The sequence below is a fragment of the Pelagerythrobacter rhizovicinus genome, from assembly GCF_004135625.1.
Lineage (GTDB): Bacteria > Pseudomonadota > Alphaproteobacteria > Sphingomonadales > Sphingomonadaceae > Pelagerythrobacter > Pelagerythrobacter rhizovicinus.
This window is the reverse complement of sequence record NZ_SDPV01000001.1, coordinates 542,501-556,830: the sequence shown is the minus strand read 5'-3', so window position 1 is coordinate 556,830 and position 14,330 is coordinate 542,501. Positions and strand designations below refer to the sequence as shown.

Here is a 14,330-nt window from a genome sequence, read left to right as displayed (position 1 = left end):
GGAAGAGTGGCTTCACTCAAGGAACTCAAGGGCCGGATCAACTCGGTCAAGTCGACCCAGAAGATCACCAAGGCCAAGCAGATGGTCGCGGCGGCGAAGCTGCGCAAGGCGCAGGCCGCGGCGGAAGCTGCGCGTCCTTATGCCGAGCGGCTGTCCGCGGTCATGGCCTCGCTCGCTGCCAAGGTCGGCGGCAGCGACAGCGCGCCTCGTCTGCTGGCCGGCACCGGTAGCGACGAGCGCCACCTGCTGGTCGTGGTCAACACCGACAAGGGCCTGTGCGGCGGTCTCAACGCCAACGTGGTCAAGGCCGCGAAGGTCAAGGCGCGCGCGCTGATCGCCGAGGGCAAGGACGTTACGTTCTACCTCGTGGGCAAAAAGGGCCGCGCGCCGATCAAGCGCGACTATGCCGACCGCATCGAGCAGAACTTCGACACCAGCACCGTGCGCGATCCGGGCTTCGGGGAAGCCGAAGCGATCGCCGACGAGCTGATCGCGATGTACGAGGCGGGCAAGTTCGACGTCGCACACCTCGTCTATCCGGTGTTCAAGTCCGCGCTGGCGCAGGACCCGACCGTGCAGCAGCTGATCCCCGTCCCCGCCCCGCGTGCGGAAGCAGAGTCGTCCGCTGCCGAGGCGGTGGTCGAATACGAGCCCGACGAGGAAGCGATCCTCGAGGAACTGCTGCCGCGTTACGTCAAGACGCAGGTGTTCGGCGCGCTGCTGGAAATCGCGGCGTCCGAGCAAGGCGCGTCGATGACCGCGATGGACAACGCGACCCGTAACGCAGGCGAGCTGATCAACAAGCTCACCATCCAGTACAACCGCAGCCGTCAGGCAGCGATCACCACCGAACTCATCGAAATCATCGCCGGCGCGGAAGCGCTCTGAGGTTACAAGCTACCGGAACCCCTATCGTGAAAAAGATCGCTCTCCTTCTCCCCGTCCTCGCTCTCGCCGCCTGCGGCCAGGAACCGGCGCCCGAGCCGGCGCCGACGCAGACCCCGACTGCGCCCGCTACGCCGTCGCTGCCCGCACCTGACCAGGAGCTCTTCACCGAGCTGCTGGCCGAGGCGTGCCCCGAGCTTGCCCCGGTTAACACTGCCGTCTGCAAGCGCGCCGGCTTCGGCTCGAGCGACGTGATCTGCGAATACGGTCTCGGCGAAGACGAATACCTCCGCAACAAGGCGAAGCTTACCCCGGGCGAAGGCGAGTGGGTGCTCGCCGATCCCGAAAACGTTTGCGCCCGATAACCCGCTAGGCAGGACAGACATCATGGCCACCGCACCTGTACTCAACCAGACCACGACCGGCACCATCAGCCAGGTCATCGGCGCCGTCGTCGACGTGACCTTCGAAGGCGAGTTGCCGGCGATCCTCACTGCGCTCGAGACGAAGAACGGCGACAACACGCTGGTGCTCGAGGTTGCGCAGCATCTCGGCGAGAACACCGTCCGTACGATCGCGATGGACGGCACCGACGGTCTCGTCCGCGGCCAGGAAGTGGTCAGCACCGGCGCGCAGATCTCGGTCCCCGTGGGCCCCAAGACGCTCGGCCGCATCATGAACGTCGTCGGCGAGCCGATCGACGAGCGCGGTCCGATCGGTGCCGAACAGCGCGCGCCGATCCACGCCGAGGCTCCGCTGTTCGTCGACCAGTCGACCGAAGCGGCGATCCTTGTCACCGGCATCAAGGTCATCGACCTGCTCGCGCCTTACGCCAAGGGCGGCAAGATCGGCCTGTTCGGCGGCGCCGGCGTGGGCAAGACCGTGCTGATTCAGGAGCTCATCAACAACATCGCCAAGGGCCACGGCGGCGTCTCCGTCTTCGCCGGCGTGGGTGAGCGTACCCGCGAGGGCAACGACCTCTACCACGAGTTCCTCGACGCGGGCGTCATCGCCAAGGACGCCGAAGGCAACGCGACCAGCGAAGGTTCCAAGGTGGCCCTCGTGTTCGGCCAGATGAATGAGCCTCCGGGCGCCCGCGCCCGCGTCGCGCTGTCGGGCCTGACCATGGCCGAGTACTTCCGCGACCAGGAAGGGCAGGACGTGCTGTTCTTCGTCGACAACATCTTCCGCTTCACCCAGGCGGGTTCGGAAGTGTCGGCGCTGCTCGGCCGTATTCCTTCGGCGGTGGGCTACCAGCCGACCCTGTCGACCGACATGGGCAACCTGCAGGAACGCATCACCTCGACCACCAAGGGCTCGATCACCTCGGTCCAGGCGATCTACGTGCCGGCGGACGACCTTACCGACCCTGCCCCGGCGACCTCGTTCGCCCACTTGGACGCCACGACCACGCTGAGCCGCGCGATCTCCGAGCTGGGCATCTACCCGGCCGTGGACCCGCTCGACTCGACCAGCCGCGTGCTGGAGCCGCGCGTCGTCGGCCAGGAGCACTACGAGACCGCCCGTAAGGTTCAGGAAACGCTGCAGAAGTACAAGTCGCTGCAGGACATCATCGCGATCCTCGGCATGGACGAGCTGTCGGAAGAGGACAAGCTGACCGTCGCCCGCGCGCGCAAGATCCAGCGCTTCCTCTCGCAGCCGTTCCACGTCGCCGAGGTGTTCACCAACATCCCGGGCGAGTTCGTGCAGCTCGAAGACACGATCAAGTCGTTCAAGGCGGTCGTCGAGGGCGAGTACGACCACCTGCCCGAAGCCGCCTTCTACATGGTCGGCGGCATCGACCAGGCGGTTGCCAAGGCGAAGAAGCTGGCCGACGAGGCGTAACGAAATGGCTCTCTCCCCTTGAGGGGAGAGGGTTGGGAGAGGGGGATTCGCGCTACACCCCCTCTCAACTCCGACTGGCCGCTACCGCGGCAAGTCTGCGTATCTCTCCCCTGAAGGGGAGAGAGGTATGAGGTAGACGATGGCACTGCATTTCGAACTCGTGACCCCGGCAAAGCTCGTCCGCAGCGAGGACGTCCACATGGTCGTCGTTCCCGGCGCGGAAGGCGAATTCGGCGTGCTGGAAGGCCACGCGCCGTTCATGTCGACGATCCGCGACGGCGCGGTGCAGGTCTACAAGACCGAAGGCGCCGCGCCGGAGGAGATCCAGGTTCGCGGCGGGTTCGCCGAAGTGGGCGAGAACGGCCTGACCGTGCTGGCGGAGCACGTCGAAGGCTGACGGCCTTCGTAGGCTCGGCATCGAAGGGGCGGCTGCGAGGCCGCCCTTTTTGTGTCCTTCGCATCGCCGCCATAGCGCATACCTCTCGGCGCGCGCGGCAAACGCTCCACGCTATCGTTAATGCCGGCGTCACAATCGCCCGCTCATGCGATTAACGTGATTTCCACCTTGCCCTTCCGACTGGCTCTGCTCTCCGCAATCCTCCTTGCGCTCGCCGGATGCGGGCCGCGGGTGGACATCCACTACATTCCGACGCCCGAACCGGTGGTCGAGGCCATGCTGGAGATGGCCGAGATCGAGGAGGGGGACGTTCTGTACGATCTCGGCTCCGGCGACGGGCGCATTCCGATCACGGCTGCGAAGCGGTTCGGCGTCCGCGCGGTGGGGATCGAGATCGACCCGCAACTCATCAGGATCGCGCGCCGGAATGCCGAGGAGGCGGGCGTCTCGCACCTGGTCGAATTCCGCGAATCCGACCTGTTCGAGACCGACTTCTCCGATGCCGATGTGGTGACGCTCTACCTCGGCGACATGCTCAACCTGCGCCTGCGCCCGCGGCTGCTCGAGCAACTCGAGCCCGGCGCGCGCGTGGTGAGCCACGACTTCAACATGGGCGACTGGACGCCCGAGGAACGCCGTGTCGTCGCGAACCGCCCGGTCTACAAGTGGACGGTGCCGCAGACCTTCATTCCCGGCTTCGGCGGCGTGGACTAGCGCTTCCCGCGCGTCGGCGCGTGAAAGTCCGGCGGCTTGTCCGCGATCCATTCGAGAAACTTCGCGATTGCCGCATCGGCGCGCAGGCGCTCGCGATCGTCTCCGATCCGTGCGAGCTCGGCGTTGGTGAAGTTGGCGTGGATCGCGCGGTGGCAGATCGGGTGAACCGGGACCGTGGCGCGGCCCTTCTTGGCCTTGGGCACCGGATGGTGCCACTGGAGCCGGCTGGCGATCGGGCGGCCGCAGAGCCAGCAGGTGAGGGGCTCCTCCGTCACCTCGTCCGTCCGGCTCGAGAGCAGCGCGCTACTTGCCCTTCTCGGCCTTCTCCGCTTTCTTCTTCTTCATCGCGTCGTGGAACCGGTCGGCCCAGCCGGGCTTCACCAGTTGCTCCCCGCGGACCATGCGCAGCTCGCCGTCGGCGACGTCGCGGCTGACCGCGCTGCCGGCGGCCACGATCGCATCCGCGCCGATCTTCACCGGCGCGATCAGCGCGCTGTTCGAGCCGATGAAGGCGCGCGGGCCGATCACGGTCTTGTACTTGAAGTACCCGTCGTAATTGCAGGTGATCGTGCCAGCGCCGATGTTGGCGCCGGGCCCGACTTCGGCATCCCCAAGGTAGGTCAGGTGGTTGGCCTTGGCCCCCTCGCCCAGCACCGCCTTCTTCATCTCGACGAAGTTGCCGACCTTGCTGCCCTTCTCCATCACCGCGCCCGGGCGGAGGCGCGCGAAGGGGCCGACCTCGCAGCCGGGCCCGATCTCGGCACCCTCGATGTGCGAGAACGCCCGAATGGTGGCGCCGTCGGCGACTTTGGCGCCGGGGCCGAAGACGACGTTGGGCTCGATCGTCACGTCCCGGCCGATCTCCGTGTCCCAACTGAAGAACACCGTCTCCGGCGCGCGGAGCGAAGCGCCGTTCGTCATCGCCTCCTCGCGCTTCAGTTCCTGCCACTGCGCCTCGGCCTGGGCGAGCTCGGCGCGGCTGTTGATGCCCTGTACCTCCGCCTCGCCGGTTTCGACCACCGATACTTGCAGGCCTTCGGCGATTGCATTGGTCGCGACGTCGGGCAGGTAGTACTCGCCTTGTGCGTTGTCGTTGCCCACGCTTTCGAGCAAACGCCACAAATCGTCGCTATGGGCGACGATGACGCCCGAATTGCACAGATCGACCGCCCGTTCTTCGTCGGTCGCATCCTTGAACTCGACCATTTTGCGCACCGTGCCGGCTTCGTCGGCAATAATCCGCCCGTAGGAAAGCGGATCGGCCGGGCGAAAGCCCAGCACAGCGACACGCGCGTCGCCTTCGAGCACTGCGGCGAGCCGTCGCACGGTCTCCGCTTTGACCATCGGGCAGTCACCGAAGCAGACCATGATCAGCCCGCTGTAATCGGCCAACGCCGTCTTCGCCTGTAACGCCGCATGCGCGGTGCCAAGCTGCGGCTCCTGCAAGGCGACGGTTATACTATGCGCCGCAAGCGCCTGCCGGAGTTGCTCGTGCCGGTCGCCCGCGACCACCACCGTGTGCGTCGGTGTGAGTTCCGCAAGGTTCGCCAACAAGTGCTCCAGCATCGGCCGACCGGCAATCGGGTGGAGGACCTTGTGCAGGTCCGACTTCATGCGGGTGCCCTTGCCCGCGGCGAGGATGATCGTGGCAAACTCTCTCATGCGCGCGGCCATGCCAGCAAACGCTTGCGGTTTGAAGAACCATCCGTCAGGTCGTGCCGCATGGCGGATTTCCCCTTCGACGTGGTCGGCTTCGATCTGGACGGCACACTGCTGGAGACGCACCGCGATCTCGGCGCCGCGGTCAATCATGCGCTCGCGCTCGGCGGCTTCGCCAGCGTCCCGGCCGACAGCGCCAAGGACCTGATCGGCGGCGGCGCCAAGATCATGCTCAAGCGCGCGATCGACGATCAGGGCGGCCTGCCCGACGACGAATTCCACAAGCTCTACAAGCAGACGCTCGCGTTCTACGGCGACAACCATGCCGTCCATACGCAGCCCTATCCGGGCGCGGTCGAAATGCTCGACGAGCTGGCGGCACGCGGCGTGCGGGTGGGCGTGGTGACCAACAAGTTCGAACATTTCGCCCGCGCCATCCTCGGCACGCTGGAGCTGGTCGACCGGTTCGACTGCGTCATCGGCGGCGACACCATGGGCAAAGGGCGCGCCAAGCCGGCGCCGGACCCGATCCTGCACGCCCGCGAATGCTGCGGCGGCGGACGCATGGTTTATGTCGGCGACAGTTCCTACGACGTGCGCGCCGCCCGCGCGGCAGAAGTGCCGGTGATCGCCGCCTGCTACGGCTACTGCGACAAGCCGCGCGAGGAGCTGGGCGCGGATGCGATGATCGATTCGCTGGGCGAGTTGATCCCGGTGCTGGAGAAGCTCTGAGTCCCAGAAGGCTGGGACCTCGTGCCATCGGCCGAATCGCCGGCGGCCTGAGGCCCCAGCCTGCGCTGGGGCTCGGGATGGGCATAGAGCGTCTGACCTTACGGCATTGCGCCCGATCGCACGCGCAGTTGCATCGCCGCGCGGAACCTGTCACCCCGCGCTCGGATTGACGCACACGTAAGGCCCCAGCAGGCCGCGAGGAGGACATGCCATGACCATTTCGTTCAAGGACAAGGTTGCCATCGTCACCGGGGCCGGCGGCGGCCTGGGGCGCGAGTACGCGCTCGAGCTCGGCCGGCGCGGCGCGAAAGTGGTGGTCAACGACCTCGGCGGTTCGCGCGACGGCACCGGCTCGTCCGATGCGGCGGCGCAGGTGGTCGAGGAGATCGAGAGGGCTGGCGGCGAGGCAATCGCCAACGGCGCCTCGGTCACCGAATACGAGCAGATGGAAAAGATGGTCGCCGACGCCAAGCAGAAGTGGGGCGGCGTGCACATCTTGATCAACAACGCCGGCGTGCTGCGCGACAAGACTTTCGCCAAGATGGAACCGGCGGACTTCGAATTCGTGGTCAAGGTCCACCTGACCGGTTCCGCCTTCGCCACCAAGGCCTGCTGGGAAACGTTCCGTGAGCAGGCTTACGGCCGTGTGTTGATGACCGCGAGTTCGACCGGCCTGTTCGGCAACTTCGGCCAGGCGAACTACGGCGCGGCCAAGCTCGGGCTCGCGGGCCTGACCAAGACGCTCCAGCTCGAAGGCGCGAAGTACAACATCAAGGTCAACACGCTTAGCCCGGTCGCCGGCACGCGCATGACCGAGGACCTCTTCCCCGAAGAGGCGTTCAAGCTGTTCGACCCGGTCAACGTCGTGCCCGCCGCGCTCTTCCTGGTGAGCGAGGATGCCCCGACGAACGCCATCGTCGGCGCGGGCGCAGGCGGCTTCCACTCGGCCTGGGTGATGATGAACGACGCCGTCTGGCTGAAGGAAGAAGACCGCACGGTCGAAGGCTTCGCCGCCAACTGGGACAAGATCGGCGCGATGAGCAACCTTCACGCCCCGCAGTCCGGCGCGGAGCAGTCCGCGGCGATCCTCAAGGCGATGCAGCGTGTCCTCGGCAGCGGCGCGGCTCCCTCGTCCGCGCGCGACTGATTCCACGCTGTATTGACACAGTAATACACTAGGCATAGCTTCTCCCCTTCACAGGGGAGGAGTATGCCGATGTATACCGAAGACGACCTGCGGGGCGCGGTTGCCAGCGGGGCGCTGAGCGCCGCCGCGGCCGAGGCCCTGCGCAATCACGTGCGCGGCATGCGCAGCGCGCCTCAGGGCGACGAAGAGCACTTCCGCCTGCTCAACAGCTTCAACGACATCTTCGTGACTATAGCGGCGGTTCTGCTGCTGGTGGCGATGGCCGGGATCGGCCAGGCGATCACTCCAGCGCTAGATGGTCCACCACCCTTCTCCGGCGTTCTGATCGCCGGTGCGGCATGGATGATGGCCGAGTTCTTCACCCGCAAGCGGCGCATGGCGCTGCCGAGCATCGTGCTGCTGCTCGCTTTCGTTGGCGGGGTGTTCGAGGCGCTGGTCGGCTTCGTGGTCCTGGCGTTCCAGGCGAACGACGCGAACGAATCGCTGATCGCGGTCCTGATCGCCGGCTGCGCGCTGGTTACCGCGGGCGCGGCCTGGGTGCACTGGCGCCGGTTCATGGTCCCGATCACGGTCGCGGCGGGTGCGGGCGCGATCGCCGGCACCGTGATCGCTCTCGTCATCGCGGTCATCGGCCCCGACAATGTCGAGCCCGAAACCGCCCTCATGCCGCTGGTCTTCGCCGCCGGCCTCGCCATCTTCCTCTTCGCGATGCGCTGGGACGCCAGCGACCGCGAGCGGCAGACCCGCCGCAGCGACGTCGCCTTCTGGCTCCACCTGCTCGCAGCACCGATGATCGCGCATCCGCTGTTCTACTGGATCGGCGTGACCGAGGGAGTGAACATCGGCGCAGGTGCAGCGATTGCAGTGCTCGTGGTCTACGTCGCGATGGGTCTGGTGGCGCTCGCGGTCGACAGGCGCGCGCTGCTCGTATCCGCTCTTGCCTACGTGCTGGTGACGCTGACCTGGCTGTTCGACCGCTTCGGCGCGGTGGAGCTCAACGTCGCGCTGACCGCTCTCGTAATCGGCTCCGCCCTGCTCACCCTCTCGGCGTTCTGGACGCCGATCCGCAATGCAGTGGTCCACCAACTCCCGGGCACATTGCAGGCGCGTCTTCCGGTAGCAGGGGCGATCGCGCACGCCTGACCAATGGCGGCGGCCTAGCCCTCCACCGCCTTCACCAGCTTGCGCTCCATCGGGGCGAGCACGCCGGGGAGTTCGTGGCCGCGTTTGAGGACCTGGCCGTGCTCGCCGAACAGGGTCCACATGCCCTGGCGGTTGCGAAGTGCGGGACGTTTTTCGATCCGCGCCTGCGGGCGCTCCGAGGCACGTCGGAAGGCAGCGAAGGTGGCGGCATCGCGGGTAAAGTCCATCGCGTAGTCGCGCCATTCGCCCGCCGCGACCATGCGGCCATAGAGGTCGAGGATCCGTTGCAGTTCCTCGCGTGCGAACCCGATCTGGCCCGGCACGCGGCCAGGAAAGGGAACGATGTTCGGAAGGTCGCCGAGCCCCGCGCCGGCCGCCATCAGCTATCGGTCCCGTTGCGCCTGACGGGTGCGGGCGAGGCGGCCTTGAGTTCGGCCAGTTCCGCGCGGATCGCGGCAAGCTGCGCCTCGAGCTCCTCGATCCGGCGCGCGCCGTTGCTCGCGATTTCCTCGCACGGCTCGTCGCAAGGCGTGCCGTAGGGGATGAATTCCTTGAGCCATTCCTCCGCCGGAACCAGCGTGGAGCGCGCCTTGAGGCCGATCATCGTCGCGCCGTCGGGCACGTCGTCGGTGACGACCGCATTGGCACCGATGCGCGCGCGTTCGCCGAGTACGATCGGGCCGATGACTTGCGCGCCCGAGCCGATGATGACCCCGTCGCGCACGGTCGGGTGGCGCTTGCCGCCCTGCCCGTTGGTCGGGTTCGTGCCGCCGAGAGTGACGCATTGGTAGATCGTCACGTCGTCGCCAATCTCGGCAGTCTCGCCGATCACCGTGAAGCCATGGTCGATGAAAAGGTTGCGCCCGATCTTCGCGCCCGGGTGAATGTCGATCGCCGTCAGCCAGCGTGACAGATGATTGACGAAGCGGGCGAGGAAATAGAGCCGCGCCTGGAACAGCCAGTGCGCGAAGCGGTGGAGGCCCACCGCCCAGACGCCGGGATAGAGCAGGATCTCCCAGCGCGAACGCGGCGCGGGGTCGCGGGCGCGGATCGAGTCGAAATAGGCGACGAGATTGTCCAGCATCCGTACATTTGTCCCACTTGTCGCCCGGCCAGGCAAGCCGGATGCTATTTCGCGGGGTCCAAGCCGAGCTTTCCCTGCTCGGGCCCCTGCACCGCCGCCAGCGCATCGCGCCAGACCGACAGCGTCGCCGCCGCCTTGCGCTCGAGGCTCAGCCGGTCGATCGCCGCGACCAGCCGCTCGACGCCCGCGAAGCTGCGCTCGGCACGCGGTACGAGGTAGGTAAGCGCGCCTTCGCCCAGCGCAAGGCCGCGCCGGGCCGCATGGCTTTCGATCAGCGCCGCGATCATCTCATCGTCGGGCGCACCGATCTCGAGATGAAGCGCTGCCCCGATGCGGCTGCGCAAGTCGGGCAGCGCGATCTCCCACACCTGCGCGCCGCTGACGAGCAGGAGCGGGCGCCCGTCCTCCTGCGCCCGGTTCCAGCGGTGGAACAGTTCGGTTTCGTCGAGCGTGTCGGCAGGGTCGATCGCCTCGCCCTTCCCGGCGCCTTCGAACCAGCGAGCGAGCAGCGACTTGCCGGAGCGCGGCGGGCCGGCGAGGACGGCGGTGCGGAATGGCCATCGCTCAGGATCCCGCAGTGCCTCGGCGACGTGCAAATTCGCGGTGCCGAGGACGATCCGCGCCGGATCGTCCTTGTTCCGCGGCGTCAGCGGAAGAGCGATCTGGGACATCGTCAGCGGCTGATGGAAATGACGTTACCCGATTGCCGCACGGTGAACCCGCGCGCGCGCAAGGCTTCCGCCAGTTGATCCATGCTCCCCGCGTAACCGACCGACATGACCGAGTGGCCGCCGATCGCGGTGCTCGTGACGGCGGCGCTGCGAACACCGGGGGCAGCGCGAACGGCGGCAATCGATGCGTCGAAGGCGCCCGCGTCGGGTGTAGCGAACTGGACGAGATAGGTGGCGACCTGCGCGGCGGCAGGCGGTGTGGCCGCTTCGCCGGGCGCGGTCTCTCCGATCAGCTCCGCCTCGCGCGCTGCGGCGTCCGACCGGTCGCGCGCGAGCGCTGCGCGGCCGAGCTCGATCAGCCGCTGAATCGCGCGGTCGGCCTCCACCGTGCCCAGGTCGAGCGTCGGGTCGGGCCGCAGCTTGCCCTCCGCCAGCGCGCGCTCGAAGATCGCATTGAACCGCAGCACCGCCTGGTCGAGCATCGGTTGCAACTGCTCGGGGCTCTCGGCAGTCAGCGTGAAACTGTCGAGATAGGCGTTGTCCGGGCCGTAGCGCGCAGTGAAGCGCCCCTCGATCGGCCCGCCGGGCCATTTGTAGTCGAGATGGGCGACCGGCACGAGCACATCCGCCGCGCTGAACTGATCGAGCACGTTGCGCCACCAGGTGCGGCTCCGGCGGTCCGTCTGGCCGTAGGTGATGAGCAGCGAATCGCCGCCTGCGCCCGAGGGGCGGACATAATTGATCCTGCTCGATCCCGCCTGGTACTCGGCCCACGCGCGTTGCCAGGGATTGCGCGCTTCGTAGACCATGTATGTACCCGCGGAGCGGGTCACCGGCACGAGCAGCATCGGCGCCGAGCCGGGCCCGCGCCCGCTCGCGCCCAGCAGTGCGCCCGCCCGCCCGCGGTCGAAGGTGACGCCCAGGCGCGCAACGTAGCGGCGGGGGCCGATGTTCTCTTGCTCGATCACGACCGCCGCGACGAGACCTTGCAACTGGCTGTCGGGAATGTCCGGCCCGCCGAGCTTTTCCCACGCCTTGCGCTGCGCTTCGCGCCAGCCCTTCTCGCGCGCATCCTCGGCATTCTCCCCGCGCACGTCGACCTCGACCCCGCCGACCTCTATGTCGCCGCTGCTTGCAACCGGCGCGATGCCGCGGTCACCCTCCACCTGCGCCCACAGCGCCGCCGCGGCTGCAAGCAGCGCGAGCATGGTCGCGGCGGCGATGACGGCCTTGCGGGACAGGCGGGGGAGCGAAAGCGTCTGGAGCATGGGGAAAACTCGCGGCCTTTTGCCGAAAGGGGCGTGGAATTCCAAGCGCGAATGACTAAAGCGAGTGCCCATGTCCGGAAACAACCCGCCTTCAGGGCGCTACACCTACGAACAGGCCGGGGTCTCGATCGACGCCGGCAACGCGCTGGTCAGGGCCATCGGACCGCTGGTCAGGGCAACCGCGCGCCCCGGCGCGGATGGGGAGATCGGCGGATTCGGCGGATTCTTCGATCCGAAGGCCGCCGGCTATGCGGACCCGCTGCTGGTTGCGGCGAACGACGGCGTGGGGACCAAGCTCAAGCTCGCGATCGATCACGACCGGCACGACACCGTCGGTATCGACCTCGTCGCAATGTGTGTCAACGACCTGATCGTGCAGGGCGCCGAGCCGCTGTTCTTCCTCGACTATTTCGCCACCGGCAAGCTCGAGACAGGAGTCGCCGAGCGCGTGATCGCCGGCATTGCCGAGGGCTGCAAGCAGGCGGGTTGTGCGCTGATCGGCGGCGAGACGGCCGAGATGCCGGGCATGTATGCCGCGGGCGACTACGACCTCGCGGGCTTCTGCGTCGGCGCCGTGGAGCGCGGTGAGCAGCTCACCGGCGAGCGCGTCCGGCCCGGGCAGGTCCTGCTCGGCCTCGCGAGTTCGGGCGTCCACTCGAACGGCTATTCGCTCGTGCGCCGGCTGGCCGAGGATATGGGCTGGCGGCTGAACCGCCCCGCCCTGTTCGATCAGGACCGGCTGCTGATCGAAGCGCTGATCGAGCCGACCCGCATCTACGTGAAGAGCCTGCTGCCCGAGATTCGCGCAGGGCGCATCGCCGCCCTCGCGCATATCACCGGGGGCGGCCTGCTCGAGAATATCCCCCGCGTTCTACCCGAGGATGCGCACGCGGTGGTCGATGCCGATGCATGGGAGCAGCCGCGGCTCATGGCGTTCCTTGAGGCGCAGGGCAATATCGAGCCGGGCGAGATGGCGCGCACCTTCAACTGCGGCGTCGGCATGGTCCTGGCGGTCGACGAAGGCGAAGCCGATTCGCTCGCCCACGACCTGACGGCGGCCGGCGAGACCGTGCTGCGCGTCGGCCGGATCGAAGCCGGCGCGCGCGGCTGCACCGTCCGCGGCTCGGCGGGTGTGTGGTCGGCGAAGGAGGACTGGGAGGCACGGCATGTCTCCTGACCCTCTCCCCTCCCGCTTGCGGGAGGGGCCGGGGGTGGGCACGGCGAGACATTCCCACCCCGCTGCGACTAGGCGTCGCTGCGCGCCGCCAAGTCTCGCGCCCCTCCCGCAAGCGGGAGGGGTTGCGTGAAGCGCGCCAAGGTCGCGGTGCTCATCTCGGGCAAGGGCACCAATATGGCCGCCCTGCTCTACGCCAGCCGGCAGGCCGGCGCGGCCTACGAGATCGTCCTCGTCGCCAGCAACGATCCCGAAGCGGAGGGGCTGAGGTTGGCCGAGGCGGAAGGTCTGGCGACCTTCGCGCTGAGCCACCGCGGCATGGCGCGCGCCGATCACGACGCAGCTATGGACCGTGCGGTGCGCGAAGCGGGCGCCGAGTATATCGCGCTGGCCGGCTACATGCGCATTCTCGGCACGGACTTCGTCTCCCGCTGGGAGGGCCGGATGCTCAACATCCATCCCTCGCTGCTGCCGAAATATCCGGGACTGGATACCCATGCGCGCGCGATCGAGGCGGGCGACACCCACGCGGGCGCCTCGGTCCATCTCGTCACCGACGACCTCGACATGGGCGAAGTGCTCGGCCGGGCGGAAGTCGCTATCCTGCCGGGCGACACTCCGGAAACGCTCGCCGAACGGGTGAAGCTCGCCGAACATCAGCTCTACCCGCGTGTCCTGTCCGAGTATGCCGCCCGCCCGTTCGACCCGGACTGGCTCATCGCCCGCGTGCGCGAACGCGCGATGGCGCTGCCCGAGGCGGAGGAGACGCTCAGCCACGGCATGCCCTGCTTCGGCATCGTCAAGGGCAAGAAATTCGCCTGGGTCAGCGTCGATCATCATGGCGACGGTGTCACCGCGCTGCTCGCCAAGATCAGCGGTGCGGACGAACAGGCGCACCTGATCGAGACGGATCCCGCGCGCTATTACCGCCCGCCCTATTTCGGCGATGGATGGATCGGCATCCGCCTCGATCTGGGCGACACCGACTGGGACGCGATAGAGAGCTGGCTCTCGCGTAGCTGGCGTGCGGTCGCGCCGAAGCGGCTCACTGCATTGATGGACGCAGCGGATCAGTTCTGACCACCTGCGGGGGAGCGCGGTTAGTTCGGCTCGATGCCTTGCACCGCCTCGGGCATGAGAATCCGGGCAAGCGCCGGCGAATCCTCACCATAGCTCTGCCAGTGAACGAGCTTCCCGCGCCGTGTCCGCGCACGCCAGAGGGTGTCGTGCGCCAGCCGCTCCTCGCGAGCGGAGGCACGCCCTTTGAGCAGCACGTCGCCCTGGTGCATGACGATCTTCATATCGTGCAGCTTGTAGTCGGGCTCCAGATCGAAGAACCTGCGGGTCGCGGTGGCGACGTTCTCGCGCCCCTCGATCCATTCGCCCCGACTGTCGACGAAGCGGATGCGCTCGTCGAGCAGCGCCTCGACTTGCTCCGCATCGCGCGCGTTCATTGCCGCGAGGTACTGCCTCACGATCTTGATCGGTTCGGGCGTAGGCCAGTCGAACATCGTCACGCTTTCTGCGCCGCCCGGTTCGGACCGGATCCCGTACGCGCACAATTGCGCACGGTCCTGCGGCGGCACGAAGGCGAGCATATCACCCATCCCC

17 protein-coding genes are annotated in these 14,330 nt (G+C 67.6%); 10 read left to right on the top strand and 7 right to left on the bottom strand.

From position 1 onward, the window contains the following. The first annotated feature begins 6 nt into the window (after nucleotides 1-6). The 5 genes from ETX26_RS02695 (at nucleotide 7) to ETX26_RS02675 (ending at nucleotide 3,841) form a co-directional block, all read left to right on the top strand. A complete protein-coding gene (locus ETX26_RS02695) occupies nucleotides 7-888 on the top strand; it encodes a F0F1 ATP synthase subunit gamma (RefSeq protein ID WP_129523150.1) in 882 nt (293 codons plus the stop codon). 26 nt (nucleotides 889-914) lie between these two features. After that, nucleotides 915-1,250 carry a hypothetical protein gene (locus tag ETX26_RS02690; protein WP_225425469.1) on the top strand — a complete coding sequence of 112 codons (336 nt, stop codon included), beginning with the start codon at nucleotides 915-917 and terminating at the stop codon, nucleotides 1,248-1,250. Between the two features lie 22 nt (nucleotides 1,251-1,272). Then, on the top strand, nucleotides 1,273-2,730 hold the full coding sequence (gene atpD / locus ETX26_RS02685; protein WP_129523148.1) for a F0F1 ATP synthase subunit beta: 1,458 nt from the start codon (nucleotides 1,273-1,275) through the stop codon (nucleotides 2,728-2,730). Between the two features lie 139 nt (nucleotides 2,731-2,869). After that, nucleotides 2,870-3,127 carry an ATP synthase F1 subunit epsilon gene (locus ETX26_RS02680; RefSeq protein ID WP_129523147.1) on the top strand — a complete coding sequence of 86 codons (258 nt, stop codon included), beginning with the start codon at nucleotides 2,870-2,872 and terminating at the stop codon, nucleotides 3,125-3,127. A gap of 156 nt (nucleotides 3,128-3,283) precedes the next feature. Beyond that, a complete protein-coding gene (locus tag ETX26_RS02675; protein WP_225425468.1) occupies nucleotides 3,284-3,841 on the top strand; it encodes an SAM-dependent methyltransferase in 558 nt (185 codons plus the stop codon). On the opposite strand, the gene ETX26_RS02670 is transcribed toward ETX26_RS02675, so the two are convergent. Together ETX26_RS02670 and glmU are read right to left on the bottom strand one after the other, a co-directional pair. Then, complete coding sequence (locus tag ETX26_RS02670; RefSeq protein WP_129523145.1) at nucleotides 3,838-4,116, bottom strand: HNH endonuclease; 279 nt, start codon at nucleotides 4,114-4,116, stop codon at nucleotides 3,838-3,840. The genes ETX26_RS02675 and ETX26_RS02670 overlap by 4 nt on opposite strands. Before the next feature lie 28 nt (nucleotides 4,117-4,144). Continuing rightward, nucleotides 4,145-5,503 carry a bifunctional UDP-N-acetylglucosamine diphosphorylase/glucosamine-1-phosphate N-acetyltransferase GlmU gene (gene glmU, locus ETX26_RS02665; protein WP_129523144.1) on the bottom strand — a complete coding sequence of 453 codons (1,359 nt, stop codon included), beginning with the start codon at nucleotides 5,501-5,503 and terminating at the stop codon, nucleotides 4,145-4,147. Between the two features lie 60 nt (nucleotides 5,504-5,563). On the opposite strand from glmU, the gene ETX26_RS02660 reads away from it, so the two are divergent. From ETX26_RS02660 to ETX26_RS02650, 3 genes are all read left to right on the top strand, one after another. Next, entirely contained in the window at nucleotides 5,564-6,232 is a 669-nt protein-coding gene (locus ETX26_RS02660; protein ID WP_129523143.1) for an HAD-IA family hydrolase, read from the top strand. A 211-nt stretch (nucleotides 6,233-6,443) separates the two neighbouring features. Further along, nucleotides 6,444-7,379, top strand: a complete 936-nt coding sequence (locus ETX26_RS02655) for an SDR family NAD(P)-dependent oxidoreductase (RefSeq protein ID WP_129523142.1) — start codon at nucleotides 6,444-6,446, stop codon at nucleotides 7,377-7,379. 69 nt (nucleotides 7,380-7,448) lie between these two features. Beyond that, complete coding sequence (locus tag ETX26_RS02650) at nucleotides 7,449-8,522, top strand: hypothetical protein (RefSeq protein WP_129523141.1); 1,074 nt, start codon at nucleotides 7,449-7,451, stop codon at nucleotides 8,520-8,522. Between the two features lie 14 nt (nucleotides 8,523-8,536). On the opposite strand, the gene ETX26_RS02645 is transcribed toward ETX26_RS02650, so the two are convergent. From ETX26_RS02645 to ETX26_RS02630, 4 genes are read right to left on the bottom strand one after another with little or no spacing between them, the layout of a single operon-like run. After that, a complete protein-coding gene (locus ETX26_RS02645; protein WP_129523140.1) occupies nucleotides 8,537-8,902 on the bottom strand; it encodes a DUF2794 domain-containing protein in 366 nt (121 codons plus the stop codon). After that, nucleotides 8,902-9,606, bottom strand: a complete 705-nt coding sequence (gene epsC / locus ETX26_RS02640) for a serine O-acetyltransferase EpsC (RefSeq protein WP_129523139.1) — start codon at nucleotides 9,604-9,606, stop codon at nucleotides 8,902-8,904. The genes ETX26_RS02645 and epsC overlap by 1 nt, the downstream gene beginning before the upstream one ends. 44 nt (nucleotides 9,607-9,650) lie before the next feature. Next, nucleotides 9,651-10,277: a P-loop NTPase family protein gene (locus ETX26_RS02635; RefSeq protein WP_129523138.1), complete on the bottom strand. Its 627-nt coding sequence runs from the start codon at nucleotides 10,275-10,277 to the stop codon at nucleotides 9,651-9,653. Nucleotides 10,278-10,279: 2 nt separating this feature from the next. Further along, nucleotides 10,280-11,545 carry a heavy-metal-associated domain-containing protein gene (locus ETX26_RS02630; RefSeq protein WP_129523137.1) on the bottom strand — a complete coding sequence of 422 codons (1,266 nt, stop codon included), beginning with the start codon at nucleotides 11,543-11,545 and terminating at the stop codon, nucleotides 10,280-10,282. Between the two features lie 70 nt (nucleotides 11,546-11,615). Here ETX26_RS02630 and purM point away from each other — a divergent pair, with 70 nt between their 5' ends. Further along, nucleotides 11,616-12,722 (top strand): phosphoribosylformylglycinamidine cyclo-ligase, encoded by a 1,107-nt coding sequence (gene purM, locus ETX26_RS02625; RefSeq protein WP_129523136.1) that lies wholly within the window; start codon nucleotides 11,616-11,618, stop codon nucleotides 12,720-12,722. Nucleotides 12,723-12,848: 126 nt separating this feature from the next. Beyond that, nucleotides 12,849-13,799, top strand: coding sequence for a phosphoribosylglycinamide formyltransferase (gene purN / locus ETX26_RS02620; protein WP_129523135.1), 951 nt, complete (start codon nucleotides 12,849-12,851; stop codon nucleotides 13,797-13,799). Between the two features lie 20 nt (nucleotides 13,800-13,819). On the opposite strand, the gene ETX26_RS02615 is transcribed toward purN, so the two are convergent. Continuing rightward, nucleotides 13,820-14,326 carry a nuclear transport factor 2 family protein gene (locus ETX26_RS02615; RefSeq protein WP_129523134.1) on the bottom strand — a complete coding sequence of 169 codons (507 nt, stop codon included), beginning with the start codon at nucleotides 14,324-14,326 and terminating at the stop codon, nucleotides 13,820-13,822. Nucleotides 14,327-14,330: the final 4 nt, after the last annotated feature.